The organism is Pseudoduganella ginsengisoli (genome assembly GCF_009720865.1).
Classification (GTDB): Bacteria; Pseudomonadota; Gammaproteobacteria; order Burkholderiales; family Burkholderiaceae_D; genus Rugamonas; species Rugamonas ginsengisoli.
This window is the reverse complement of sequence record NZ_WNLA01000008.1, coordinates 43,005-66,604: the sequence shown is the minus strand read 5'-3', so window position 1 is coordinate 66,604 and position 23,600 is coordinate 43,005. Positions and strand designations below refer to the sequence as shown.

16 protein-coding genes and 2 riboswitches are annotated in these 23,600 nt (G+C 60.0%); of the genes, 11 read left to right on the top strand and 5 right to left on the bottom strand.

The window, feature by feature from the left end; translation table 11 throughout:
- Positions 1–53: 53 nt before the first annotated feature.
- Positions 54–536, top strand: coding sequence for a low molecular weight protein-tyrosine-phosphatase (locus tag GM668_RS13875; protein WP_155439562.1), 483 nt, complete (start codon positions 54–56; stop codon positions 534–536).
- Between the two features lie 52 nt (positions 537–588).
- Positions 589–2,304 (top strand): S41 family peptidase, encoded by a 1,716-nt coding sequence (locus GM668_RS13870; RefSeq protein ID WP_155439561.1) that lies wholly within the window; start codon positions 589–591, stop codon positions 2,302–2,304.
- Positions 2,305–2,317: 13 nt separating this feature from the next.
- On the opposite strand, the gene GM668_RS31590 is transcribed toward GM668_RS13870, so the two are convergent.
- Positions 2,318–5,077, bottom strand: a complete 2,760-nt coding sequence (locus GM668_RS31590; protein ID WP_155439560.1) for a DUF1631 family protein — start codon at positions 5,075–5,077, stop codon at positions 2,318–2,320.
- 134 nt (positions 5,078–5,211) lie between these two features.
- Here GM668_RS31590 and GM668_RS13860 point away from each other — a divergent pair, with 134 nt between their 5' ends.
- Positions 5,212–5,433 (top strand): hypothetical protein, encoded by a 222-nt coding sequence (locus GM668_RS13860; RefSeq protein ID WP_155439559.1) that lies wholly within the window; start codon positions 5,212–5,214, stop codon positions 5,431–5,433.
- 41 nt (positions 5,434–5,474) lie between these two features.
- On the opposite strand, the gene GM668_RS13855 is transcribed toward GM668_RS13860, so the two are convergent.
- Entirely contained in the window at positions 5,475–6,032 is a 558-nt protein-coding gene (locus tag GM668_RS13855) for an ATP-dependent Clp protease proteolytic subunit (RefSeq protein WP_155439558.1), read from the bottom strand.
- A 169-nt stretch (positions 6,033–6,201) separates the two neighbouring features.
- On the opposite strand from GM668_RS13855, the gene GM668_RS13850 reads away from it, so the two are divergent.
- From GM668_RS13850 to gcvP, 4 genes are all read left to right on the top strand, one after another.
- Entirely contained in the window at positions 6,202–8,862 is a 2,661-nt protein-coding gene (locus tag GM668_RS13850) for an IPT/TIG domain-containing protein (RefSeq protein ID WP_155439557.1), read from the top strand.
- 107 nt (positions 8,863–8,969) lie between these two features.
- Positions 8,970–9,056, top strand: a riboswitch (glycine riboswitch).
- Positions 9,057–9,074: 18 nt separating this feature from the next.
- Positions 9,075–9,179, top strand: a riboswitch (glycine riboswitch).
- A gap of 49 nt (positions 9,180–9,228) precedes the next feature.
- Positions 9,229–10,347, top strand: coding sequence for a glycine cleavage system aminomethyltransferase GcvT (gene gcvT / locus GM668_RS13845; RefSeq protein ID WP_155439556.1), 1,119 nt, complete (start codon positions 9,229–9,231; stop codon positions 10,345–10,347).
- Between the two features lie 48 nt (positions 10,348–10,395).
- A complete protein-coding gene (gene gcvH / locus GM668_RS13840) occupies positions 10,396–10,779 on the top strand; it encodes a glycine cleavage system protein GcvH (RefSeq protein WP_155439555.1) in 384 nt (127 codons plus the stop codon).
- 76 nt (positions 10,780–10,855) lie between these two features.
- A complete protein-coding gene (gene gcvP, locus GM668_RS13835) occupies positions 10,856–13,750 on the top strand; it encodes an aminomethyl-transferring glycine dehydrogenase (protein WP_155439554.1) in 2,895 nt (964 codons plus the stop codon).
- Between the two features lie 45 nt (positions 13,751–13,795).
- Here gcvP and GM668_RS13830 read toward each other — a convergent pair whose 3' ends face one another.
- On the bottom strand, positions 13,796–15,367 hold the full coding sequence (locus GM668_RS13830) for a hypothetical protein (protein WP_155439553.1): 1,572 nt from the start codon (positions 15,365–15,367) through the stop codon (positions 13,796–13,798).
- Between the two features lie 2 nt (positions 15,368–15,369).
- A complete protein-coding gene (locus GM668_RS13825) occupies positions 15,370–16,917 on the bottom strand; it encodes a hypothetical protein (protein ID WP_155439552.1) in 1,548 nt (515 codons plus the stop codon).
- Between the two features lie 311 nt (positions 16,918–17,228).
- Between GM668_RS13825 and GM668_RS13820 the strand changes: the two genes are divergently transcribed.
- The 4 genes from GM668_RS13820 to GM668_RS13805 all read left to right on the top strand — a co-directional run bounded on the left by GM668_RS13820 (position 17,229) and on the right by GM668_RS13805 (position 21,779).
- Positions 17,229–20,513, top strand: coding sequence for an nSTAND1 domain-containing NTPase (locus tag GM668_RS13820; RefSeq protein WP_155439551.1), 3,285 nt, complete (start codon positions 17,229–17,231; stop codon positions 20,511–20,513).
- Positions 20,506–20,889: a DP-EP family protein gene (locus GM668_RS13815; protein WP_155439550.1), complete on the top strand. Its 384-nt coding sequence runs from the start codon at positions 20,506–20,508 to the stop codon at positions 20,887–20,889. The genes GM668_RS13820 and GM668_RS13815 overlap by 8 nt, the downstream gene beginning before the upstream one ends.
- A gap of 132 nt (positions 20,890–21,021) precedes the next feature.
- Entirely contained in the window at positions 21,022–21,381 is a 360-nt protein-coding gene (locus GM668_RS13810) for a hypothetical protein (protein WP_155439549.1), read from the top strand.
- A complete protein-coding gene (locus tag GM668_RS13805) occupies positions 21,381–21,779 on the top strand; it encodes a cupin domain-containing protein (RefSeq protein WP_155439548.1) in 399 nt (132 codons plus the stop codon). The genes GM668_RS13810 and GM668_RS13805 overlap by 1 nt, the downstream gene beginning before the upstream one ends.
- Positions 21,780–21,867: 88 nt before the next feature.
- Here GM668_RS13805 and GM668_RS13800 read toward each other — a convergent pair whose 3' ends face one another.
- Positions 21,868–23,523 (bottom strand): peptide chain release factor 3, encoded by a 1,656-nt coding sequence (locus GM668_RS13800; RefSeq protein ID WP_155439547.1) that lies wholly within the window; start codon positions 23,521–23,523, stop codon positions 21,868–21,870.
- Between the last annotated feature and the right edge of the window lie 77 nt (positions 23,524–23,600).

Genomic DNA, 23,600 nt, shown 5'->3' with positions numbered 1-23,600 from the left:
TACTGGCCAATTCCATGATAAGAGCCACTCTAAAACCGAATAAAAACAATGCCATGAGCAAGACTTCCATCCTGTTTGTTTGCATGGGCAATATTTGCCGCTCCCCCACTGCCGAGGGCGTCTTCCGCCACCGGGCCGAACAAGCGGGATTGGCGCTGGATATTGATTCAGCAGGCACGCATGCGTATCACGTGGGCAATCCGCCGGACCAGCGCTCGATGCAGCATGCGCACAAGCGCGGCTATGACTTGTCGGCGCAGCGCGCGCGGCAGGTATCGGCCATGGATTTCGAAGTGTTCGACCATATCCTGGCCATGGACCATGAAAACCTGGCCATATTGACATCGCGCTGCCCTGCGCCATACCAGCACAAGCTGGGCTTATTCATGCAATACGCGACCCGGTCCGATTCCGATATCGTGCCGGATCCCTATTACGGCGGCGCGCAGGGGTTTGATCAGGTATTGGACTATGTGGAAGATGCCGCCGACGGACTGATAACAATGTTGCAAACTTGCAACCGTGACAAAGTGTGAATTTTAAATCCTGTCCAACCAGTAGACTGGCGGGCTTTGTTAAGGAGCCGCCATGCACCGCCACCTGATTGCCACGCTGTTGTTTTCCCTGAGCGCTACCTGCGCTGGCGCCGCCACGCAGGCGGAACGGGATTACGAGCAAATAAAGAACCTGCGCGCGGACGCCAGCCGCGCGATAAAAAAGGATCCGTCGCCGCAAGGCATGCAACAGGCGGCAGCCCTGCTGCAACAGGCGCTGGCCTTGCTGGATGACCCGGAAGTGGCGGCACGTGGCACAGGCAACCTTCCGCTGCATTTCAAGGGTTTCGACGTACGGTATGACCTGGCCGTCCTCTACGCAAGGCAAGGCAAGAAAGACGAAGCCCTGGCGCTGCTGGATGCGCTGGCCCAGTTCGGCCAGGCGGCGCGGTTTGCCGAACTCTTTGCCAACGACGCGGCATTCGACGGCTTGAAGGCGGATCCCCGCTTCCAGCGCATCCTGAGTGCGCACCGGGCGGCTTCCCGCGTCTGGGACAAGCAGGCCACCCCTTACCGCCCTGTATTGAGCAACGAAGAAAAAGTCGCCGGCCTGTCGCTGTTCTGGTCGGAAGCGCGCCACAGCTTTGCTCACTTCGACCACGTGCCAGACCTGGACTGGAACAAGACCTACCACACATACCTGGCCAAGGTGCTGGCCGCGCCCACCACGGAAGCCTATTACAAGGTCATGATGGAATTGGCGCCGCTGCTGCAGGACGGCCACACGAATATTTATGCGCCCGACGCGTTGCAAGACAAGCTGTATGCGCGCCCGCCCGTGGTGACCACGCTGGTGGAAAACAAAGTATTGGTCACGGACGTCCGCAGCCCGTCGCTGGCGCAGCGCATCCGGGCTGGCGACGAACTGGTGGCGATCGACGGCAAACCCGTAAAAACCTATGCGCAGGACTACGTGACGCGCTATGTCAGCGCATCCACGCCGCAAGACCGCGACGTGCGCACCTACAGCTACCAATTGCTGATGGGTGACGCCGGCAAGCCGCTGCAACTGCGCCTGCGCGGCGCCGATGGCAAGGAACGCACGGAAACCATTGGGCGCACTGGCTACAAGGACACGCAAAAGGTGCAGGAATCTGAATTCCGCCTACTGCCAGGCAATATTGCCTACCTGCGCGTCAATACGTTTGAAAATGACAGCGGCGTCAAGGCACTGGAAGCAGCGCTGCCGCAATTAATGCCGGCACATGGTTTGATCATCGACGTCCGGGCCAATGGCGGCGGCAGCGATGAATACGGGTATGAGATTCTCAGTTACCTGAGCAGCAAGCCGTTCGCCACGTCCCGCTCGTATGTACGGGACGACACGGCACTGGACCGCGCACGCGACATGGACCTGATCAAGTGGCGCCCCACGGAAGGAGGTAACACATTTGAGCATCGGCGCGACCGGGTCTACACCGGCCCGGTGGCTGTCCTGATCGGCCCCCGCAGTTTCTCCGCAGCCGAAGACTTTGCCGTCGCGTATGAAGCCATGCAGCGGGGCCCGCTGATCGGGATGGCAACGGCCGGCAGCACGGGCCAGCCGCTGTTCATGGACCTGCCCGGAGGCGGCAGCGCCCGCATTTGCGTGAAACGCGATGTGCGGCCGGATGGGCGCATGTTTGTCGGCCAAGGTGTCCAGCCAACCATTATTGTGGAGCCAACGGTGGCGGATGTGCGCGCCGGGCGCGACGCGGCGCTGGAGCGGGCCATCGAAGCGCTGCGGATCGAGCAGACCGCCCAGAAATAAGGCCGGCGGGCTATCAGGCGGCCGCGCCCGGCGCCGCCATCTCCGCATCATTGACAGCGGCCTGCCCGATCGCCTGCGACAGCGCACGGCCCACCAGCCCTTCGGTGCGGTAGACGCGCACTTTACCGTCGCGGAATTTCTGCGCCAGCACATCGCCGGACAGCGAAAACGCTTCCTGCCGCGAATGCGTGGAAAAAATGTACAAGGTCTTGCGGGGGCTGATCCACGCCAGCTTGACCTTGCGCGTGGCACCGCCGCCCTGCGCGCCATCTTCCTGGTCGAATTCCAGCCAGTCGCCGCGCGCCAGGCTATCGGCTGCTACCACGGCGTCATCATCTTGCGCAGGCGGTGGCGCCGCTTGCGCCTTGGCGGCAGCCTGCGCAGCCAATTCCTGGCGGCGCTCGGCGGCTTTTTTTGCCGCCTCCATGGCCAGCTCGACTTGCCGCTCCGGCGATACTTCCAGCGGCGCACGCACAATCGACGCGTGGCATTCAGCCAATTCGGCAAAGAACTGCAGGCGCTCGGCATCCTGCCACTTGATAATGTCCAGCCATTTATTCAGCGTCGTCAGCAAGCCCGGCAACTTGCCGATCAATTGCTTGCGCTCCTCCGCCGAAATCTTGGGCTTCACGCTCCAGATCAAATCATCCATGGTCTGCGTGGCATGCTTGACCGCGCCCGGCTTTTCCTCTTCCACGCTGTAGGCCAGCGTCAGCACATTGACCCAGCGGTTCTCCAAAAACGCTTCCACCACGGCCACCACTTCGCCCGTGCCCAGCCGCAGCGCCACGGCGTTTTTTGCCGACCTGGCAGCTTCCGCCATTTTTTCCTGTTTCAGCGCGGCGGCAATCGGCGCCGCCATTGCCGTGGCTTCGGCCGCTTCATCGGCTTTCAGCGACGCTTCCAGTTCATTGACGGCTTCCGTGAACACACTTTTTTCGTGGTCATGGTCGCGCCCCACGCGCTCGATACTGCGCTGCATGGCCTGGAACAGCGGATCATCCGGGCTCTTGCGCTGCTCCCATCCCATGCGCGACAGCAGGTCGATCAGACGCCGTGCCGGATGCGCTTCCTGGAAAAAGAAATCTTTATCGACCAGCGCCGCCTTCAGGACGGGAATTTGCAGGAACCGCATCAAGTCGCGGATTTCCTTGGAAATGTTCTGGTCCTGGAAGACCGTGTCAAACACGGCCGACAGCAAATCGATCGTGCTTTCGTCGGCGCGGGTCAACGTGCCTTGTGGCGCGTGCTGTTTGATGCTGGGCAGATAAAACACGTTGGGCGCTGCGCCCAGCCCGGCCAAGCCGGCGAACTGCGCGGCGCCAGGCGCACCATCGGCGGATGCGGCGCCCGGTATCGCACCCCAGGCCGCACTTTGCGCGCTCAGCAGCGCCAGCAAGCCGGAACCGCCAGCGGCCACACCCCCGGGAATAAACCCAACAGCCGTGCCTGCCACAGCGCCCATCGCCGGGCCTGCCGCTGCCACGCCGCCCGGCGCGGGGAAGCCTGCCGCCGCCACGCCCGGCACAGAGAATCCTGCGCCGGCCGGCTGCCACCCGCCCGCCATGCCGCCTTCGATACCACCACCAGCCAATTGCGCAGCACCGGCCACGCCACCTTGAACAGCCAAGGCATGCGCCTGTACGCCATGGCCGGCAAACTGCCCCGCCCCGCCCGCAGGCATGGCAAAGCCGCCCGGCATATACGCACGGACACCGCCCGCAGGCATGCCGCCCGCCGCCACCATGACAGGCGCCATGGGACCCATGCCCGGCGCGGCGCCGCCGGCCGCCATCCCGCCCTGCTGCACTTGCGACAGGAAATTGAACAGCGGCTGCTTGGACGCCGTCTGCGCGGCCCGCTGCGCAGCCTGATTGTTGCCGTCACCCTGGAAATTCTGCGCGGGACCTTGCGCCCACGAACCCGCCTTCAAATTGGCGATATCCGGCAAATCCGGAATCAACAGCGATGGATCCGCCGCAGGCTCCTGTGCATTGCCAAAGAACTGGCGCAACTGATTGGCCAGCTCTGCCTGCTGCTTGCGCTGCCGCGCGGGACTGGCGCTGCTGGCGTCATGCGAATCGGCCTTGCGGGTCTTGTAGCTGTCCACGGAACCCGGCTGCTCCGCCTTGCGCTGCAAGGTGTCGTTCAATTCGTCGAACATCGACGTCAAATTCATGAACAACGCGGGCTTCAGCAGCGACAGCAGCAACTCCGCCACCTCGTCTTCCTGCGTGAACGCCAGCCAAGCCTGCTGCAGCGCGCCGAGGATCACGTCCGGCCGGAACGGATTCTGGTTGACCCGCAAAATATCGCGGTCCAGCAAGAATGCCAGCCGCACGTTCAAGGTCGCCAGCGCATCGGAATATTGCACTTCAAATGGTTTGGCAATCGTGCCCAGCGCCACCTTGGTATCCATTTCTTCCATGGACACCAGCGACAGGGACTGGGCGACCGGCTTGGGCCTGGCCTTTTGCCCCGGCGCCAGCTCGGCAATTTCATGGCGCAGCGCTTTTTCCAGTTCTTTCTTGAACAGGCTGAGGTAGCCATAGTGGCCGCTGCGCAGCAAATTGCCGGCGCGGATACGGGCCGCCACCTGGCTGGCATCGCCGCCCAGATCGCCATCGATCAACTCGGCCGCAACACGCGTCGTAAAGTCCAGAAATTGCTCGCCGACGTGCCGGTGGACGATGTCGATCAGGTTCTCCAGCAACGCATGCCGCGGCGTCACCGCTTTTTTTGGCACGGCAGGATTTGTCTGATCTGATTGCATGGTCTAACCTGAATTGGTGGGAACGGCGGATTGCCACCCCCATATTCTTGCACATTATTGCCGCATGGCAATAGCTGCAAGTTAATAAACGGTAGTTTTTTTGCCGGACTGTCTCAACCTAAAGGGATTAAATCATGCAATCCAAGGTCAAAACCAGACAAGATTATCAGGGCAGCCAGGAAACGCCACAGCAAGGTGGCGGCATCAGCAGGCAGTCGGGAGCCAAAGGATCGGGATCGATGGGGCACCAGGAATTCCAGGGCGCCCGCCGCGACGATGCGCGAGCCGAGGAAAGCCGCAGGGCCAACCGGGTCAGCGCCCGCAGCACGCACCGTAACGGCGCAAGGGGACACTGACCGGGAATGCGGCGCGCCGCCTGTGCAGGCGGCGCAGTTGATCAGATATTCGTCACGCGGCGCCCTTTGGGCGGCGCAAAATCCATTACCTTATCGATCATTTTCACGTCGGCGGCCTGCTTGGCCGTCAAGTGCAAGTCTGAATAGTTATGGACTTGCCAATGGTCCTCCGACAATTCCACGTGGCGGCGCAGGATTTCTTCTGTGCGCGCATCGTCCGCCTGCAAGCCTTCGACGATGATCCGCAGCGCTTCCGGCCGCGCCCCCGATGGCGCACTGGCGTGCGACTTGTGCACCATAAAGCGCGCCGTACTGCTGGCATAACGTTTCTGGCCCGCCAGGAATACGATCACGGCGATCGACGCCACTGCGCCCGCGTTATAGAAATGAAAACGGATCGGCAGTTTGCTCAGGTAGTTATACAGGCAGATGCCGTCGCTGACATACCCGCCGTTCGATTGCAGCAGCACATGCGCGTCGGTCACCATGTCTTCCGTCATATCGGCAACCGCATCAAACATGCGGTGCACCATATCGCTGTTGACGTCGCCGGACAGCGTGAACCACGCGTGCCCGTCAAATTTTTCATGCTGGTCCATGGTTGGCCTCGTTGTTTTAATTACGACAATTTTAGCAAAGGAGTGCGCGCTGCCCGCGCACGCACACGGCATTCGTGCGCCGGGCCATCATTCCTGTAGGAAATTATCAATTTCTCCACTACAATCCTTGCTTTTCTTTTAATTCGCAAAATAAGTGGCAAAAAAGTTGATGGCTATTTCCCGTAATTTACTGTCCTGGAAAGTGGCGGCAAGCGTCGCATTGGCGGCAATCCTGACCGCTTGCGGCGGAGGCGGCGGTGGCGGCGCTTCCACTCCGTCGGCGCCGGACCCCGCACCCGGCTTTTCCGTATCGATCGACCGGACCGAACTGAAATTCAATGGCGATGAAGGTTCGACCATCGCGTCGCAAGTTGTCACCGGCTCCGGCAGCGGCGGCACGCCGCCTGCCACCATTTATACCGGCGGCCAGGATTTGGGCACGGCGCTGTCCGAAGTCCTGGTGCAAGTCGTTGGCGAACAAGTCCGCTTCACGGTTTATCCGAAGCCGCAACTGGCTGCCGGCGAATACAAAGGCAGCATTCGCCTGTTTGCCTGCACGGACGAACGCTGCACGCAGCATATCAAGGGTTCGCCGGCCGAGGTTCCTTATACCGTGACCATCGCCAAAGGATTGAAGGTGACACCGGGAACAGTGCAGCTAAGCGCCATGGCGGGTTCACGCGCCAGCGCCAATATTGCGGTGCAGCTGCCGTCCGGTGTCAGCACGTTCGCCGCCACCAGCAATACATCCTGGCTGCAAATCTCGAACGTTACCAGCAATGGCTTTAGCATCACCGCCGACGCCAAGGCGCCGGGTATTTACCAGGGCCTCGCTACTGTCGCGTCGGGCAACCGCAACGCTGGCGTGGTGGTCAGCTATGAAGTCAAAGCAGATGGTTCGACCATTACCAGCATTACGCCGGACCGCAAGTCGGTCGACTTTACGGCCACTGCCGGCATGAACAGCGACAGCCAGTCATTGACCGTCGCGGTGCCAGCCTGGGGCAAAGCGCTGGCCACCAGCATTCAATACCGTGGCAACGCCAGCGGCTGGCTGTCCGTGGCGCCGGCTGCCAATGGCAAGCTGACGCTGAGCGCCTCCGCTGCAACCCTGGCTGCCGGCAATTATCAAGCAGACTTGCTCTTGTCCGCCGGGCAAGATGTTTCGCCAATATCCGTGCCCGTCAGTATTAATGTCCTCGGAGCGAACTGGGCGATTGCCGGGCCATCGACCATCACCGCCGATGGATCGACGGCGGCGGCACAACTTGGAGGCAAGCTGAGCATTGATATTCCCAACTTGCCAGTCCAGGACTGGACGGTTTCCAGCAGCGCCAGCTGGCTGAAACTGTCGCGCACGACGGGGGCGACCCGCACCAACCAGGTGGACTTGACCATTGATGCTGCCGCCCTGGCGCAACTGGAGAACTTTGCTTCGCACACGGCGGAATTAACCATCAGCCTGGTCAGCGGCAAAGTATTCCCCACGAAATTCGCCGTCACCCTCAACAAGCGCGTACCGCAGCTGCACTTCATTAGCCCGTACACCCGCTTGCCAGGCGAAACCGGCACGTACATTGTGCGCGGACGCGGCTTCGACAGTATCGCGGATGCGGCGCAGGCGCTGCGGTTCAGCGGCGTGACCGCGACCCGGATTACCCGCGTCAACGATACACAGCTGGAACTCGCGATGCCCGCGCAGCAACAGGGCAATACCACCATTTCACTGACGAACAGCCTCGGCAGCGATTCCGGCTCAGTCACTTTGAAAGTGGTGGCGCAGCCCGCACAGGTTTATGCGGCCGCCACCACGCAAGGCGCGAAGGGCGGCATCGTATTCGATGCGGAACGCCAGGCTGTCTATACCGCCAATAAAACGCTGGGCGCGGTGATGCGCTTCAAAAAGTCGGGCGCGAACTGGGACGCCAGCAGCGCATCGGTGCCGCGCGCCGAAGGCGTGGCGCTCTCGCCGGATGGCAAGACGCTGCTGGTGACGGCCGCCAGCGGCCAAGTGGTGCTGTTCGATCCCGACACGCTGACGCAGCAAGGCAGCTACAAGGCTGGCTATATCGACGGTTATGAACTCAATTCCCTGCCGAACCTTGTCATGCGCAATGATGGCAAAGCACTGTTTAACGGCTATTCCGGGGTGGAAGGCGGTTCTGGCAGCATGCCGTACTTCGACCTGGTCACGCGCAAATTTGGCAACATTGGCGGCAGTTATGCCTTTGGCTGGGCCATTGCATCCGGCGACGGTTCCCACATCAATATCGTGCAATCGGCCAGCTATACGCCGGCGCCGCCGATGGTGACGCTTGACAGCAACGATACCGTCGCCAAGCCGAGCTCTGTCGGATTGTCCTTCTGGTATGAAGCGGCGCAAAGCTTGCGTGGCGAGCGCTTCGTCGAGGGCACTTATACCGTATGGGACCGTGATTTCAACATCATCGGCAAGATCAGCCTTCCCGAAGACGGCTATTACGGCCGCACGCCGGTCTTGTCTCCGGACGGCTCCCGCGCGTACATCATGGCCTACCCTAGCCGCTATAGCGGGACAGCGACCAAACCACGGGTCTACGTGCTCGATAGCAGCACCCGCATGATCACCACGACGAACTTGCCGCTGCTGGGGTACTTCGACCTGGCGGACTACCCGACCTGCAACGACGACCGCTATGAATGCAACACGCGCGCGCTGGGCACGATCAGCCCGGATGGCAAGACGCTGTTCTTTGTCGGCGATACCAAGCTGGTCGTCGCGCCCATCCCGCCTGTGCTGAACGGCAGCCGCGTGATGATGCGCCGCATTGTATTACCGGCAAAACCTTAAATGCCGGGGGCGCCGTCCATGCCTGGCCTGGCATGGACGGCGCCAGTGGCTCGCCACCCGCTTCAGGCTGCAAGATTGACATCCCTGCCCTTCTGGCATATAGTCCACAGTCTTGATCGGGAGAGCGCAGCGACCCGCTGCCGCCGAAGGGGCACTACCCAAAAACTCTCAGGCAAAAGGACCGGTCAGGGGCCAGCGGCGCGCAGCGCAGCTGGTTAAACTCTGGAGAGCGGCTGTTCGTTCGATACAGCCCACCGAAGGGGCGTGCAAACCTATCCGTTTGCTATCTCTCAGGTACCAAGGACAGAGGGGTTCGAAGTACGGCGCTGCCGTGCCTTATAGACCCTTTTGATCACTGGACCCAACATGACCCTGAAGTCGACTCCCCTCAATAATGCCCACCGCGCACTGAACGCCCGCATGGTCGATTTCGGCGGCTGGGACATGCCGGTCAATTACGGTTCGCAAATCGAAGAACACCACGCAGTGCGCACCGACGTCGGCATGTTCGACGTGGCCCACATGTGCGTGGTCGACATCAAAGGCGCCAACGTGCGCGGCTTCCTGCGCGGCCTGCTGGCCAACAACGTCGACAAGCTGCAAGTACCGGGCAAGGCCCTGTACTCGTGCATGCTCAATCCTGAAGGCACCGTCATCGATGACTTGATCGTCTACTTCATCAACGAAGAGTGGTTCCGCCTGGTGGTCAACGCCGGCACCGCTGAAAAAGACGTGGCATGGATGAAAGCCCACAACGACAAGACCGGCGCCAACCTCACCATTACCCAGCGCCGCGACGGTGATAACGCAATGGCGCTGATCGCCGTGCAAGGCCCGAACGCCCGCGCCAAGGTGTGGCAAGTGATCCCTGGCTCGCAAGCTGCGACCGGCGAAATGAAGCCATTCAATGTGGCCTTCGTACCAGACACCCCGTTCGGCGAAGCCATGGTGGCGCGCACCGGCTACACCGGCGAAGACGGTTTTGAAATCGGCGTGGCCGCCGACAAGGCCGAAGCGCTGTGGAATGCCCTGATTGCCGCCGGCGTCAAGCCGGCCGGCCTGGGTGCGCGCGACACGCTGCGCCTGGAAGCCGGCATGAACCTGTACGGCCAGGACATGGACGAATCCGTGAACCCGCTGGACGCCGGCCTGGCATGGACCATCGACCTGGTGTCGGAACGCGACTTCGTCGGCAAGTCTGCACTGCAGGCGAAAGGCCAGAACGCGCAATTCGTCGGCCTGATCCTGCGTGAAAAAGGCGGCGTGCTGCGCGCCCACCAGAAAGTCATCGCCGCCAATGGCGACACCGGTGAAATCACGTCCGGCACGTTCAGCCCAACGATGCAGCAAGCCATCGCCCTGGCGCGCGTGCCGATGGGCGTGAACGTAGGCGACACCGTGCATGTGGAAATCCGCGACAAGAAGCTGGCCGCCACGGTCGTGAAGCTGCCATTCGTCCGTAACGGTAAAATCCTGGCTGCCTGAGCATAGTCAGCACTAGGCATAACGAACAACAACCCAACTGGAGCCAATATGAGCAACATTCCTGCAGACCTGAAGTACACCGCATCCCACGAGTGGGTACGCGCTGAGGCGGACGGCACCCTGACCGTCGGCATCACTGAATTCGCGCAGGATGCGCTGGGCGACATCGTGTTCGTCGAACTGCCGAAAGTCGGCAATTCGTACACCGCCGGCGACGACGCTGCCGTGGTGGAATCCGTGAAAGCCGCTTCGGACATCTATGCGCCGGTTTCCGGCGAAGTGATCGCAGTCAACGACGCCGTGGTGGACGCACCTGAATCGATCAACAGCGACGCGTACGGCGCATGGCTGTTCAAGATCAAGCCAGCCGACGCCGCCGCGATCAACAGCCTGCTGGACGCTGCCGCTTACGGCAAGACCACCGAAGGTTAATCCTTCTGCGCCCGCGTTAATGCGGGCGTTCGTTTTCCTGCGGTCCACGTATATTCCTCTTCTGCCCCCCGCTATCATGACCCGTACCAGCCTGACCCAACTCGAAGCCCGCGATGCATTCATCGCCCGCCACATTGGCCCGGACGCCGCCGAGCAGCAGCAAATGCTCGACGTGCTGGGCTACGCCTCGCGCGCCGCGCTGATCGATGCCATCGTTCCGCCATCGATCCGCAACAAGAACACCCTGCCACTGGGCCAGTTCACCGAATCGATGCCTGAAACCGAAGCACTGGCGAAGCTGAAAGCCATCGCCGGCAAGAACAAGGTGCTGAAATCCTTGATCGGCCAGGGTTACTACAACACCCACACCCCGGGCGTTATCCTGCGCAACATTTTCGAGAACCCGGCCTGGTACACCGCCTACACCCCATACCAGCCAGAGATTTCGCAAGGCCGCCTGGAAGCCATTCTGAACTTCCAGCAAGTGGTGACCGACCTGACCGGCATGAGCATCGCCAACTCGTCGATGCTGGACGAGGGCACTGCCGCTGCGGAAGCCATGACGCTGATCCAGCGTGTGGGCAAATCGAAGTCCAACGTGTTCTACGTGGCCAACGACGTGCTGCCGCAAACGCTGGAAGTGGTGCAGACCCGCGCCACGCCGCTGGGCATCGAAGTGCGCACGTTTGACCCGTCGGAACTGGCCGGCGTCACCGGTGCATTCGGCGTGCTGCTGCAATACCCAGGCGTGAACGGCGTCGTGCGCGACTACCGCGCCGCCGTAGAAACCGTGAAAGCCGCAGGTGCGATGGTGGTGGTGGCAGCCGACCTGCTGGCCCTGACCATGCTGACGCCTCCAGGCGAATGGGGCGCCGACGTTGTCGTCGGCAACTCGCAGCGCTTTGGCGTACCGCTGGGCTTCGGCGGCCCGCACGCCGGCTACCTGGCCACCCGCGATGAATACAAGCGTTCGATGCCAGGCCGCCTGGTCGGCGTGACCATCGACCAGCAAGGCAACAAGGCTTACCGCCTGGCCCTGCAAACCCGGGAACAGCACATCCGCCGCGAAAAAGCCACGTCCAACATCTGCACCGCGCAAGTGCTGCTGGCTGTCATCGCGTCGATGTACGCGGTCTACCACGGCCCGGCCGGCCTGCTGCAAATCGCCAAGCGCGTACACCGCTTCACCGGCATCCTGGCTGCCAACCTGAAAACCCTGGGCTACAGCCTGGCCAACGATTCGTACTTCGACACGCTGACCGTGAAGACCGCCAATGCCGACGCGCTGCACGCAGCCGCTGTCGCCAACGGCGTCAACCTGCGCAAGATCGACGCGCACCACGTCGGCGTCTCGCTGGATGAAACCACGACCCGCGAAGACATCGCCACCTTGTGGACCATCTTCGCCGCCGGTATCAACTCGACTGCCACCGCTCCGGACTTCGACACCGTGGAAGCCGGCGTGGAGCGCGGCTTCAACGAAGCGCTGGGCCGTTCGTCCGCCTACCTGACGCACCCGATCTTCAACCGCTACCATTCCGAAACGGAAATGCTGCGCTACCTGCGCTCGCTGGCCGACAAGGACCTGGCGCTGGACCGCACCATGATCCCGCTGGGTTCGTGCACGATGAAGCTGAACGCCACCAGCGAAATGATTCCCGTGACGTGGCCGGAATTCTCGACCATCCACCCGTTCGCGCCAAACGACCAGACCGTCGGCTACCGCGAAATGATCGCGCAGCTGGAAGACATGCTGTGCGCCGTAACCGGCTACGCTGCCGTATCGCTGCAGCCGAACGCTGGCTCGCAGGGCGAATACGCGGGCCTGCTGGTGATCCAGAAGTACCACCAGTCGCGCGGCGAAGGCCACCGCAATATCTGCCTGATCCCATCGTCGGCACACGGCACCAACCCTGCTTCGGCCCAGATGGTCGGCATGCAGGTGGTGGTCACCGCCTGCGACGAGCGCGGCAACGTGGACCTGGCTGACTTGAAAGCCAAAGCAGAACAGCACAGCAAGAACCTGGCGTGCGTGATGGTGACGTATCCATCGACCCACGGCGTGTTCGAAGACGGCATCACGGAACTGTGCGACATCATCCACTCGCACGGCGGCCAGGTGTACGTGGACGGCGCCAACATGAATGCACTGGTCGGCGTGGCCGGTCCGGGCGCATTCGGCGGCGACGTATCGCACCTGAACCTGCACAAGACCTTCTGCATTCCGCACGGCGGCGGCGGCCCTGGCGTGGGCCCGATCGGCGTCGGCGCGCACCTGGCGAAATTCCTGCCTAACCAGCGTTCCAACGGCTACGTGCGCAGCGAAGACGGCATCGGTTCGATTTCGGCCGCACCGTTCGGCTCCGCATCGATCTTGCCGATTTCGTGGATGTACATCGCGATGATGGGCGCGGAAGGCTTGACCGCCGCGACGGAAACCGCGATCCTGAACGCGAACTACATCGCCCGCCGCCTGGCGCCGCACTTCCCAGTGCTGTACTCGGGCCACGACGGCCTGGTGGCGCACGAGTGCATCCTGGACCTGCGTCCTCTGACCGATGCCACCGGCATTTCGAATGAAGACGTGGCCAAGCGCCTGATGGACTTCGGCTTCCACGCGCCGACCATGAGCTTCCCGGTTCCTGGCACCCTGATGATCGAGCCGACCGAATCGGAAGCCAAGGCGGAACTGGACCGCTTCATCGACGCGATGATTGCGATCCGTGCCGAAATCGCCAAAGTGGAAAGCGGTGAATTCGACAAGGCCAACAACCCGCTGAAGTTCGCGCCGCACACGGCTGAAGTGCTGGTATCGGACAATTGGGACCGCAAGTACAGCCGCGAAGTGGCGGCGTACCCGGTGCCATCGCTGCGCCGTAACAAGTACTGGCCATCGGTAGGCCGTGCCGACAACGTGTACGGCGACCGTAACCTGTTCTGCAGCTGCGCGCCGATCAGCGATTACGAGTAAGTAGTCTCGTCATCCCCGCCTGCGCGGGGATGACGCTTTCTCAGCTTATGCTGCTGTCCCGAACTCCGCCGCTTCTTCTTCCCCTTCCCATACCGCCAACTGCGCAATTTCCTCGCAGCTGACGACCTCCCCGCCCCCGCGCACCCGCATCCACATCAACGCACCGCCCGGCGTCACGCCGACCGCATGCACGCCGCCTGTTTCACTGTCCACGCACAGGCTGGTCGCCACCAGCGATTCGCCCACAGCATGCGGCCGGCCCCATGACGAACCGACGGCGCGCGACACCAGCCACAACCCGCCAGAACCATCGGAGTACGCGATGTGTTCCGCCTGCGCATCCTGCCCGCACCACACGAGACGCGCGCCACGCGTATCGGCAACTTTCAGCGGCAGCGTATGCCCGCCCCGGTACACGACGATGCCGTCGCCCGCCACATACACGTCCGGCACATTGGGCACAGAACCCGGCGCCAGTACGAAACTGCACGCGCGCCGCGGAATCGCCTGGTACGCAATGTCGATGCCCCAGTTGAACGGGTCAGGGAACGATACAAACGACAGTGCCGAACCATCCTTGGCCAGCGACCACGCACCGGGCAAACGGTAGCAGCCGATGGCCAGTGGATCCGATCCTTGCGGCAGCGGCATGATTGCCGTCACGGGATTGGCCGCATTGAAATACCAGCGCCCTTCCCCGTCCGGCGTATCCGCCGTCACCAGCACCATGGCCGCAGCCCCCGGCAGCACAGGTCCCAGCGCCAGGCTGTTGACGGTTGCGCCATCGGGCAAGCCGCGCCGGCGTTCCGGCATCGCGGCAAAGGCGGAAACCCATCCGGCTTCATCAAGCGAAGCGGCCAAACCGGCCGCAGCATACAGCGCACATCCCCCATCGCCGCTGCGCCTGGACACAGCCAGCGCGACCGCGATCGCGCCATCGGCTCCCTGCCGCATATCGATACATTCAATTACCGACGCGCGGGAATCAAATGCCGGCAACGCCGCGCTCAAATCGGTTTGCGACCAGTTGCCAAATGCGGTGCGCCGGAACAAGTGCAAGTGGCCATTGGCGCCAACGGCAAACACCAGCGGCATGCCGTGGCTGTCACGCAGCGCAAAGAACGGACGGCGCGCATCAACTGGCGCCGCGCACGGCATGCTGCGGCTGCCGCTGCGCTCGATGTCATGCATGCGCACAAAATGCAGGCGGATCATTTCCGTTTCCGACAGCCCTTCCACCGCAAGGCGCTGCAGCAATGCATCCAGCCCATGGGAGGCGTTGATATTGTTCGTGTCGTAGCGCCCCATGACGGCGTCATAGCTGCGCGCCAGCCGCTCCGGCGCATCGAGCTGCGCGGTTTCCGGCAAAGCCAGCAAGGCAATTGCCAACTCGGCGCGGCCTCGTGCGGCACAAGGCTGCGATGCGAAGATCGACGTCCAGCGCAGCACTTCATCATTCACTGGTTCGCGCCGCAGCACGATGCGCGCCACGCGCGCCGCCGCATACCCCACCGCGCCCGACGCCGTTGCACCACCCAGCCCATCCACCTTGCGCCGTGCCAGCGCAGCCTTGCGCGTCATGCCTTCAATTGCCAGTGCCGCCAGATTTGCACTCATAATTAACGCTCCTCGTGAGCCAGTTCCAGTTCAATATTGCCTTCGCTATTCAGCTTCACGCCCCGGTAAGCCAGTTGCGGCCCGGCCGGCAGCACCAGGTGGCCCGCGGCTTGCCCGAACATTGCCGCCACGGCCGCGCCGAATTGCGCCACGACGGTTTGCTGCAGCGCCGCCATCCCCGCCGCATTGCCGTCCCAATCGTTGCTGATCTTGTTCATGTTCAGTAAGTGAGAACGCGCATCGGACACCACGTACACGCCAAGCACGCCGGAATCCGTAACCGCCGGCGCCAGGCGCCCGCTGACGTTCAGTGCTATGCTGCCGCGCGCCGATGGCACACATTGCAGCCGCAGCGACCACTGCATGGTGGTGCGCGCCCATCCTTTGCCGGCATAGGTCTTGCGCACGAATGGCCCGCTTTTCTGGTTGATGCGGTCCCACTCATAACGCATCAGTGAACTGCTGAGGTCAAAGGTCAGCCGTTCGACGCCTTCGGCATCGGCCTGGTTCGACACGCAGATGTGAAATTGCCAGTCCTGTTCCGATTCGCGGTCATGCGACCGCTCGCCGCCTTCGTGCCAGTGCAGCAACACATGGTCGCGGTAGCGCCAGCCGCTGGTTTCGGGTACGAAATCAGCACGCGCGCCGTTATCCAGTGTCGCCATGGCGCCAGATTTCTCATTCAGCGATTCCATGCGGTCCAGTTCATCGCCTTGCGCCCGCCGCGCGTGCACATAATCCGGCAGCGACGCCAGCCGCGCCCTGATGGGTTCCACCAGCAAGGGCCGGATGAATTCGTTGAAAAATGTATGGCGGGCAATCACCAGTTTGCCCACGCCGCCTTCGGCCGGCGCCGTGTTGAAATGCCCGGCATGGACGCCATACAGTTTGGGGTCGTGGGCGATTTTGCGGTCGCCCATCACTTGCAGGAAATTCAAACTGCCATGGGCGGCAAGGTTGGCGCCGGAAGGTTGCATACGGTCGAGAATATCGGTCGCATGTGTCTTGCGCGTGACAACGTAGCCCAGCACGAAAGGATTGCCATTGGCGGCCAGTTGTTTCAGCCAACGCCCCACTACAGCGGTAAACCGGTTCGCTATAAATTCGTTGTCAGTATTTAAATGCGTATTGAGCGCATCAGCCTGCGTTAAATCGCTTTGCTCAAAATCCAGCATCGCAGCTTGCACGCGGTAATACGCCTCGTCGAACCGCCCAAGGCGGTTGACGCTGGAAGGAACTGCCGGCGCAGCGCCATTTAACAAATCGCGCATCGGCACGGATTGCAATTGAATACGCACCTGGAACGCCAACCGCCACCCGGCCAGCGGCTGGCGCAAAACGTCGCCGCCAGCATAGCCGTTGGGAATGATCATGTTGCCGCCGACAAACGTCAGCACGAGCGCGGCAGTGCGTGGCAAGCCTGTTTCAAAATGGATTTCCGGCGCTGCCAGTACAGCGCGGTCATTGCCTTCTCCGCCTATCATCAGACCGGTTTGGTCCGGGTCGCCGGCGTTAACGGCCTGCGGAATGAAACCAGCATGTTGCATCATGGCAAGTTGCCGATTTACCACAGCAGGTTGCAACGCCCACACGAAATCAAAGCCATCGAGCGCCGCTTGAGGTGCCTTGCTGGTTTCCTGCTGGGAATTAAGCCCATGTGCGCCCATACTCTCGAAAGAGTTGCTTATGGTAAACATGGAAATGTTAGACATGTTACTATCCTTGTTGGGGGAGTGCTAAGATTGTTTGACCGGAACAGTTGCAATTTAACGAGTGCAACATTCTTCCGCCTTCCGGCAACCTTCCGGAAGGCATAAGTCCCTGATTTACAAAGAAATCATTTTTATGTGGGCGGCGGTGAATGAGCGAAAACGGGTTCCGCTTCGGCGATTGGCAGATTGATCCAGACAGCAATACGCTGCGTAACGGCGATACGGCAGCGGCTGTCGAGCCCAAGGCCATGGATGTGTTGCGGTACTTGTGCCGCCACGCAGGCGCCGTCATCCCTCCGGAAGAATTGCTGCAAGCCTGCTGGGGCAATGCCGAACTGGGTGACAACCCCATCCACAAAGCCATCACCCAACTGCGCCGTGCGCTGGGCGATTCCGCGTCCGAACCCCGCTATATCGAAACTGTCCGCAAGCGCGGCTACCGCGCCATCGCACCTGTCCTGTCGGAAGAAGCGGCTTTGGAAGGTTCCTGGCAGCAAGGTTCTCCCTTCCGCGGGCTGGAATCATTCCAGGAAAGCCATGCGGCCATCTTCTTTGGGCGCATGCAGGCGACTGCGCAATTGCGCGAGCTGGTGCTGCAGCAAGCTTCCGAAGGCTGCGCGATGGCGCTGGTGCTGGGACCTTCCGGGTCAGGCAAGACTTCTTTGGTGCGTGCCGGCCTGCTGCCGGGGCTGATGGCTTCGCGTACCGGCTCAGGCGAACCCGTGGCGCTGGCGTGCACCTTATATATGGATTGCGCGGACCTGGCGGATGGAAATTTGTTCCAGGCGCTGGCTGCTGTGCTGATCGACGCGGAAGTGGGCGGGCAACTGTTGTTCGCTGGTGACAATGCCGAGGGATTGGGGCGCTGGCTGGAATCTTCTGATGCTGAAACCATTGCCGGAAGGTTAAGGGAAGCTTCCGGAAGGATCAAAATCGGCTTGTTTGTGGACCGGCTCGAGGCGATTTTCCGGGCGCCGGGCGTCACTGATGAGATTCGCGTGCGGTTTATTGCTGTCTTGGAACATCTGGCGCGGTCGAAAGCGGTGCTGGTGATGCTGGCTTGCCGGAATGATTTTTATCCGGAAGTGATTGCGCTGCCAGCGTTGATGGCGCTGAAGGCGCGCGGCGGGCACTTTGACTTGAATCCGCCGGATGGGGCGGAGATTGCGCAGATGGTGCGGATGCCGGCCAAGGTGGCTGGGTTGAAGTTTGAGGTGGATCCAGCTACGGGGGCTTCGCTGGATGACGTGCTGTGTGATGCGGCGCGGGGGAGTCCGGATACGTTGCCTTTGCTTCAATACACGCTGAACGAACTTTATCGACAGCGCGCAGAGGATGGGACATTACGACTGGAGACTTTACGGCAATTAGGCGGTATTGAGGGCGCAATCGCTGTTCGCGCTGAGCAGGTCGTAGCAAGCTTAAATTCCACTAAAGCGCGAGCGTTACCTCGCGTGCTATCTCTGATTGTAGATGTTTCCGAAAAACAAGGCACGGTTACGGCGCGCCGAATACCTTGGTCAGCCTTGCCAGATACCGACGCAAATGAATTGCTGCAAGCACTCGTCGAAGCCCGACTGTTCGTGAGCGAACTGTCTGGAAATGTCCCCTGCTTCGGAATGGCACATGAAGCATTGCTTCGACGTTGGCCTAGAGTGTCCGAGTGGATAGAGCAACATCGCCATGCTTTACAACTGCGCACCCGGATTAGCATAGATGCGGACAAATGGGTTGCTGCCGGCAAACCGCGTGACTTGCTGCTTCCTCCTGGTAGCCGCATTAACCAGGCAGCCAACTTGATAGTTTTGGACGGTTTTTCGCTGTCTGCTCAGGAGCAAGAGTACATCGTTACCTCCCAACGCAGGGCGAAGCTGAGCGAACGACTCCGCGTGGGCATCATGATAATGATATGCCTCTTGGCAGTCTTAGCAGGTGTCTTGGGAATTACCGCCAAGAGAGCACAGGCTAATGCCGAGCAACATCGGATCGAGGCGGAAGGCCTGATGAGTTACATGCTCGGAGACTTTGTGGATAAATTGCGTCCGCTTGGCAAGCTTGCTTTGCTAAGCGATGTCAGCAATAAAGCGCTCACGTATCTTACGGCAAGTGACAATCAGGATTTATCAAGCACCGCCCAGATGCAGCGCGTTAAAGCCCTACAACTGATTGCGGACGTCAATATAGCGAAAAATGCACCAGAGGTTGCGAGCCAAGCCTTACAAGCCTCTGAAACTATGCTCGCCGCATGGGAAAAAAATGCGAAGCCGACGAAAGATTTGCTCAGGCTAAAGATGGCCAATGCTTTTCTCTTGGGACAAATTTATTTGAACAAGAATGAGCTTGGCGAAGCCCAACGCTACTTCATGGATTATGACAAGTTCAGTGTTCAGCTGATCGCGCTTAATCCCACAGATGCCGACGGGTGGCTGGAACAGTCCTATGCCCAAAACAATCTCGGTTCAGTTGCAGTGCGGCGAGGAAATTTTAAAGAAGCGATTCCACATTTTGAAAAATCAGTCGAGCTTAAGCGGCGCGTGCTAGCAAAGATTCCAAACGGACGCGAGGTACGGCTTGAACTGGCAAATAGCCTCTCATGGCTGGGAAGTTCATTGTCACGCCAAGGTGAGTTGATATCCGCAGCTAAATATATACAGGAACAAAAATCACTACTGGAGACAATGCACGCAGAGTCTCCAAATGACACAACCATTTCGTACCGTTTAGCAATTGCACAGGCTTTCAGCGCGGATCTGCGTTTTATTCAGGGCGAAATCCCATCCGCTGGCAGCGAGTTACGCCAAGCGGAGAAAATAATGAAGGATCTGACTGCAATTGATTCTTCCAATAAAAATTGGGAGTTTGCGCTGTTGCGCGTTCAATTACGCTTAATTGACACCGATATTGATAGCAAAAAAGAAAAAGAAGGTCTGGATAGGCTGGATATCCTTCTAAAGCGTTTGGAAGCTCTAATGGCTTCGGCCCCCAAGCGTTCTGATTTTGCAGTGATGAATGCCCGCGCCCTGTATAAAAAAGCACATTTTCTGGCTAATGCTGAAGAATTTGTTTTAGCAAGGCACGCAGTCAACAATTCGATTGCAACCCTACAACAACAGCATGAGCAGAACAAAAGCGACGCATCAATTTTAGCTTATTTATCTGAAGCAATACTGATCGATGCTGACCTTAGCCTGGATGAGAAGAAACCAGCCGAATCCATTTCGAAGTGCAAGAAAGTTCAAAATATATTGCAACCATTCTCCGAAAACACCAAAGACTATTGGATAATAGCGCCATATATACGGTCTTTTGCCTGCACCGGGGACATTGAAAAAGTAAAGCCACAGCAAAGATTGCTGTCAGATATGAGTTATGCAGAGCGAAACCATCTGCAATATTTAGTCACCCACGCCCATAGAAAGGAATCCAATGAGTAACGTCCCTCCAACCTCCTTTAAAAATGTGCAAGTTACGGCAATACCTGAGATCGATTCAGTAACTAAAAAGGTCAAATACAAAACTTCATTTGATCCTGACTCGCTTACGATTACCGAATTTGACACTGTTATTAATTACCAGCTCATTTCCCCAACTCCCGCTGACGTGACGATAAAGAAAGTCACTTTTAAGCCAGTAACCTCTAATCAGTTCAGCGAACCCAGTATCGGCGATAGCGGTAAAATTGTTACCTTTAGTGATGCAAATACTGCAAAAGAGACTTTCAACCTTACGCTTCATTTCGCTGACAGCGACGGCGTCGAGTTTCTTGTCGATCCAGAAGTGACGAACGAACCGCCTGTACCACCTATGTAATAGAAAGTCTTGAGGCCAGATATCGGAGGCATGCGGGAAGCATGCCTCTAAACGTGATTCTCGCGTTGCTGACCTCACCACACTGTTTGCCAAAAGTGTAAGATAGAGTCTCCCCACAAAGGAGTTCTGACCATGAAGCAATCCCTCAAGGCAGCACTGATGTCCGGCCTCGTATTCCCAGGGCTGGGGCAAATCATCTTCCTGAAAAAGCCCACCCGTGGCTGCATTTTCCTCATCCCTTCCCTGGTTTCCCTGTTTTACATCCTGCATGTCGCCTACGAACAAGCGTCGATGGTGGCGGCGCAGCTGGCCAATGGCACGCTGGCGCTGGACGTAACGGTGCTGGCGGCGCAAATTGCTGCTTCGCGCGTCAACGGGCCGACCATGACGGCGGCTACCCTTACCTGCGTACTGTGCTGGTCTGCCAGCATTCTGGACGCCATCTTGTTCGGTAACGACCATCACCATGAACCTGTCAAAGGACATGCTTAATGAATCAATCCGTGACTGCATCGGCATTTCTTGCCGCGTTTCTACTGGCGGCTTCCGGCGGCGCCTTTGCGCAGGCGTCCGGGATCAAGCGCACTGTCGTGACGAAGGCTGACGTCGCGGCGCCGGGACATGAAGCTGTCGTGGCGCGGGTGGAATTGGAGCCTGGCGCCGTGGCTGGGCGGCATTCCCATCCGGGAGATGAAATCAGCTATGTGCTGGAGGGCGAAGGTGAATTGCTGATTGAAGGGGAAGACCCGCGGCGCGTGAAGGCTGGAGATGCGTTTGTGATTCCGGCCGGGAAGGTGCATGACGCGCGCAATGTGGGCGGCACCGTCATGAAGCTGGTGGGGGTGTATGTCGTGGAGAAAGGGAAACCGCTGGCGACGCCGGCAAAATAAAACGCCGCGGTGGCGGCGTTTTATGGATCCTCGCCTGCGCGAGGGTGACGAGCTCACTGGAAAGCGGACCATAGCGGCCCGCTTTTTTTTACACCAGTTTTGCCGCGTGTTCGCGCGTCGCGTGGAATTGCAGTTTCGGCCAGCGCTCTTGCGTCAGGCGCAGGTTCACGCCCGACGTCGCCAGGTAAGCCAGGTTGCCTGCCGCATCGTAGGCCACGTTGGCCGACAACGCGTTTTCGAAGTCCGACAATGCTTTCTTGTCATCCGACGACACCCAGCGCGCCGTGGAAATCGACGTGCTCTCAAACACGGCATCGACGCCGTATTCATTCATCAGGCGGCTCGCCACCACTTCAAACTGCAGCACGCCGACCGCGCCCAGCACCAGCTCGCCGCCGGACACCGGCTTGAACACCTGTACCGCGCCCTCTTCGCCCAGCTGCTGCAAGCCCTTATGTAACTGCTTGATCTTCAGCGGGTTACGGATGCGTACCTGGCGGAAGAAGTCTGGCGCGAAGTATGGGATGCCGGTGAAGGTCAGCATTTCGCCTTCGGAGAAGCTGTCGCCGATCTGCATGTTGCCGTGGTTCGGCAAGCCGATGATGTCGCCTGCGTACGCTTCTTCCACCTGTTCGCGCGACGACGCCATGAACGTCACGACGGACGACACTTTGACTTCGCGGCCCAGGCGCAAATGCTTGACCTTCATGCCACGCTCGAAACGGCCCGAGCACACCCGCAGGAAGGCAATACGGTCGCGGTGCGCCGGGTCCATATTGGCCTGGATCTTGAATACGAAACCAGTGAACGGTTCCTCGGTCGGTTCCACCACGCGCACGGACGCGTCGCGGCCACGCGGTGCGGGCGCCCAGTCCACCAGCGCGGACAGGATTTCACGCACGCCGAAGTTGTTGATGGCGGAACCGAAGAACACGGGGGTCTGCACGCCGGCCAGGAAATCTTCCAGGTTGAACGGGTGCGATGCACCGTGCACCAGCTCGACTTCCATGCGCAACTGGTCCATCTCCATCGGGAACATTTCCTGCAGGCGCGGATTGTCGATGCCCTTGATGACTTCCACGTCCTGGTTCGCGCTTTCATCGCCGGCGCGGAACAGCAGGATTTCATCGTTCAGCAAGTGGTACACACCGCGGAAATTCTTGCCCATGCCAATCGGCCACGTCACGGGTGCGCACTGGATCTTCAGCACGGATTCCACTTCGTCCAGCAATTCCAGCGGGTCGCGGCATTCGCGGTCCAGCTTGTTCATGAACGTGACGATCGGCGTATTGCGCATGCGGCAAACGTCGAGCAGCTTAATGGTCTGCGCTTCCACGCCCTTGGCCGCATCGATGACCATCAGTGCCGAGTCCACCGCCGTCAGCACGCGGTAGGTATCTTCCGAGAAGTCCTGGTGGCCCGGGGTATCCAGCAAGTTGATAATGTGGTCACGGAAATCGAACTGCATCACCGACGATGCGACCGAAATGCCGCGCTGCTTTTCAATTTCCATCCAGTCGGACGTGGCGTGGCGGCCGGATTTACGGGCCTTCACCGTACCTGCCATCTGGATTGCGCCCGAGAACAGCAGCAGCTTTTCCGTCAGCGTGGTTTTACCCGCGTCCGGGTGGGAAATGATGCCGAACGTACGGCGGCGCTTGGTTTCACGCGCGATCAGGGCGGCAGATTTCACGCTGCCTTGTTCTGCGTTGTCGCTGGAGGTGGTGTCGATTTCGTTGGACATGGGGATGGCCGGGGCCTTGCGGAGCAAAACTGGAGATTTTACACCATTTCCCCGGGGTGTTTTAGCTGTAGCGGTGG

Coding starts and splice junctions, on each gene's coding strand:
- GM668_RS13875 (WP_155439562.1), top strand. CDS start 54: ATGAGCAAGACTTCCATCCTGTTTGTTTGCATGGGCAATATTTGCCGC.
- GM668_RS13870 (WP_155439561.1), top strand. CDS start 589: ATGCACCGCCACCTGATTGCCACGCTGTTGTTTTCCCTGAGCGCTACC.
- GM668_RS31590 (WP_155439560.1), bottom strand. CDS start 5,077: ATGCAATCAGATCAGACAAATCCTGCCGTGCCAAAAAAAGCGGTGACG.
- GM668_RS13860 (WP_155439559.1), top strand. CDS start 5,212: ATGCAATCCAAGGTCAAAACCAGACAAGATTATCAGGGCAGCCAGGAA.
- GM668_RS13855 (WP_155439558.1), bottom strand. CDS start 6,032: ATGGACCAGCATGAAAAATTTGACGGGCACGCGTGGTTCACGCTGTCC.
- GM668_RS13850 (WP_155439557.1), top strand. CDS start 6,202: ATGGCTATTTCCCGTAATTTACTGTCCTGGAAAGTGGCGGCAAGCGTC.
- gcvT (WP_155439556.1), top strand. CDS start 9,229: ATGACCCTGAAGTCGACTCCCCTCAATAATGCCCACCGCGCACTGAAC.
- gcvH (WP_155439555.1), top strand. CDS start 10,396: ATGAGCAACATTCCTGCAGACCTGAAGTACACCGCATCCCACGAGTGG.
- gcvP (WP_155439554.1), top strand. CDS start 10,856: ATGACCCGTACCAGCCTGACCCAACTCGAAGCCCGCGATGCATTCATC.
- GM668_RS13830 (WP_155439553.1), bottom strand. CDS start 15,367: ATGAGTGCAAATCTGGCGGCACTGGCAATTGAAGGCATGACGCGCAAG.
- GM668_RS13825 (WP_155439552.1), bottom strand. CDS start 16,917: ATGATGCAACATGCTGGTTTCATTCCGCAGGCCGTTAACGCCGGCGAC.
- GM668_RS13820 (WP_155439551.1), top strand. CDS start 17,229: ATGAGCGAAAACGGGTTCCGCTTCGGCGATTGGCAGATTGATCCAGAC.
- GM668_RS13815 (WP_155439550.1), top strand. CDS start 20,506: ATGAGTAACGTCCCTCCAACCTCCTTTAAAAATGTGCAAGTTACGGCA.
- GM668_RS13810 (WP_155439549.1), top strand. CDS start 21,022: ATGAAGCAATCCCTCAAGGCAGCACTGATGTCCGGCCTCGTATTCCCA.
- GM668_RS13805 (WP_155439548.1), top strand. CDS start 21,381: ATGAATCAATCCGTGACTGCATCGGCATTTCTTGCCGCGTTTCTACTG.
- GM668_RS13800 (WP_155439547.1), bottom strand. CDS start 23,523: ATGTCCAACGAAATCGACACCACCTCCAGCGACAACGCAGAACAAGGC.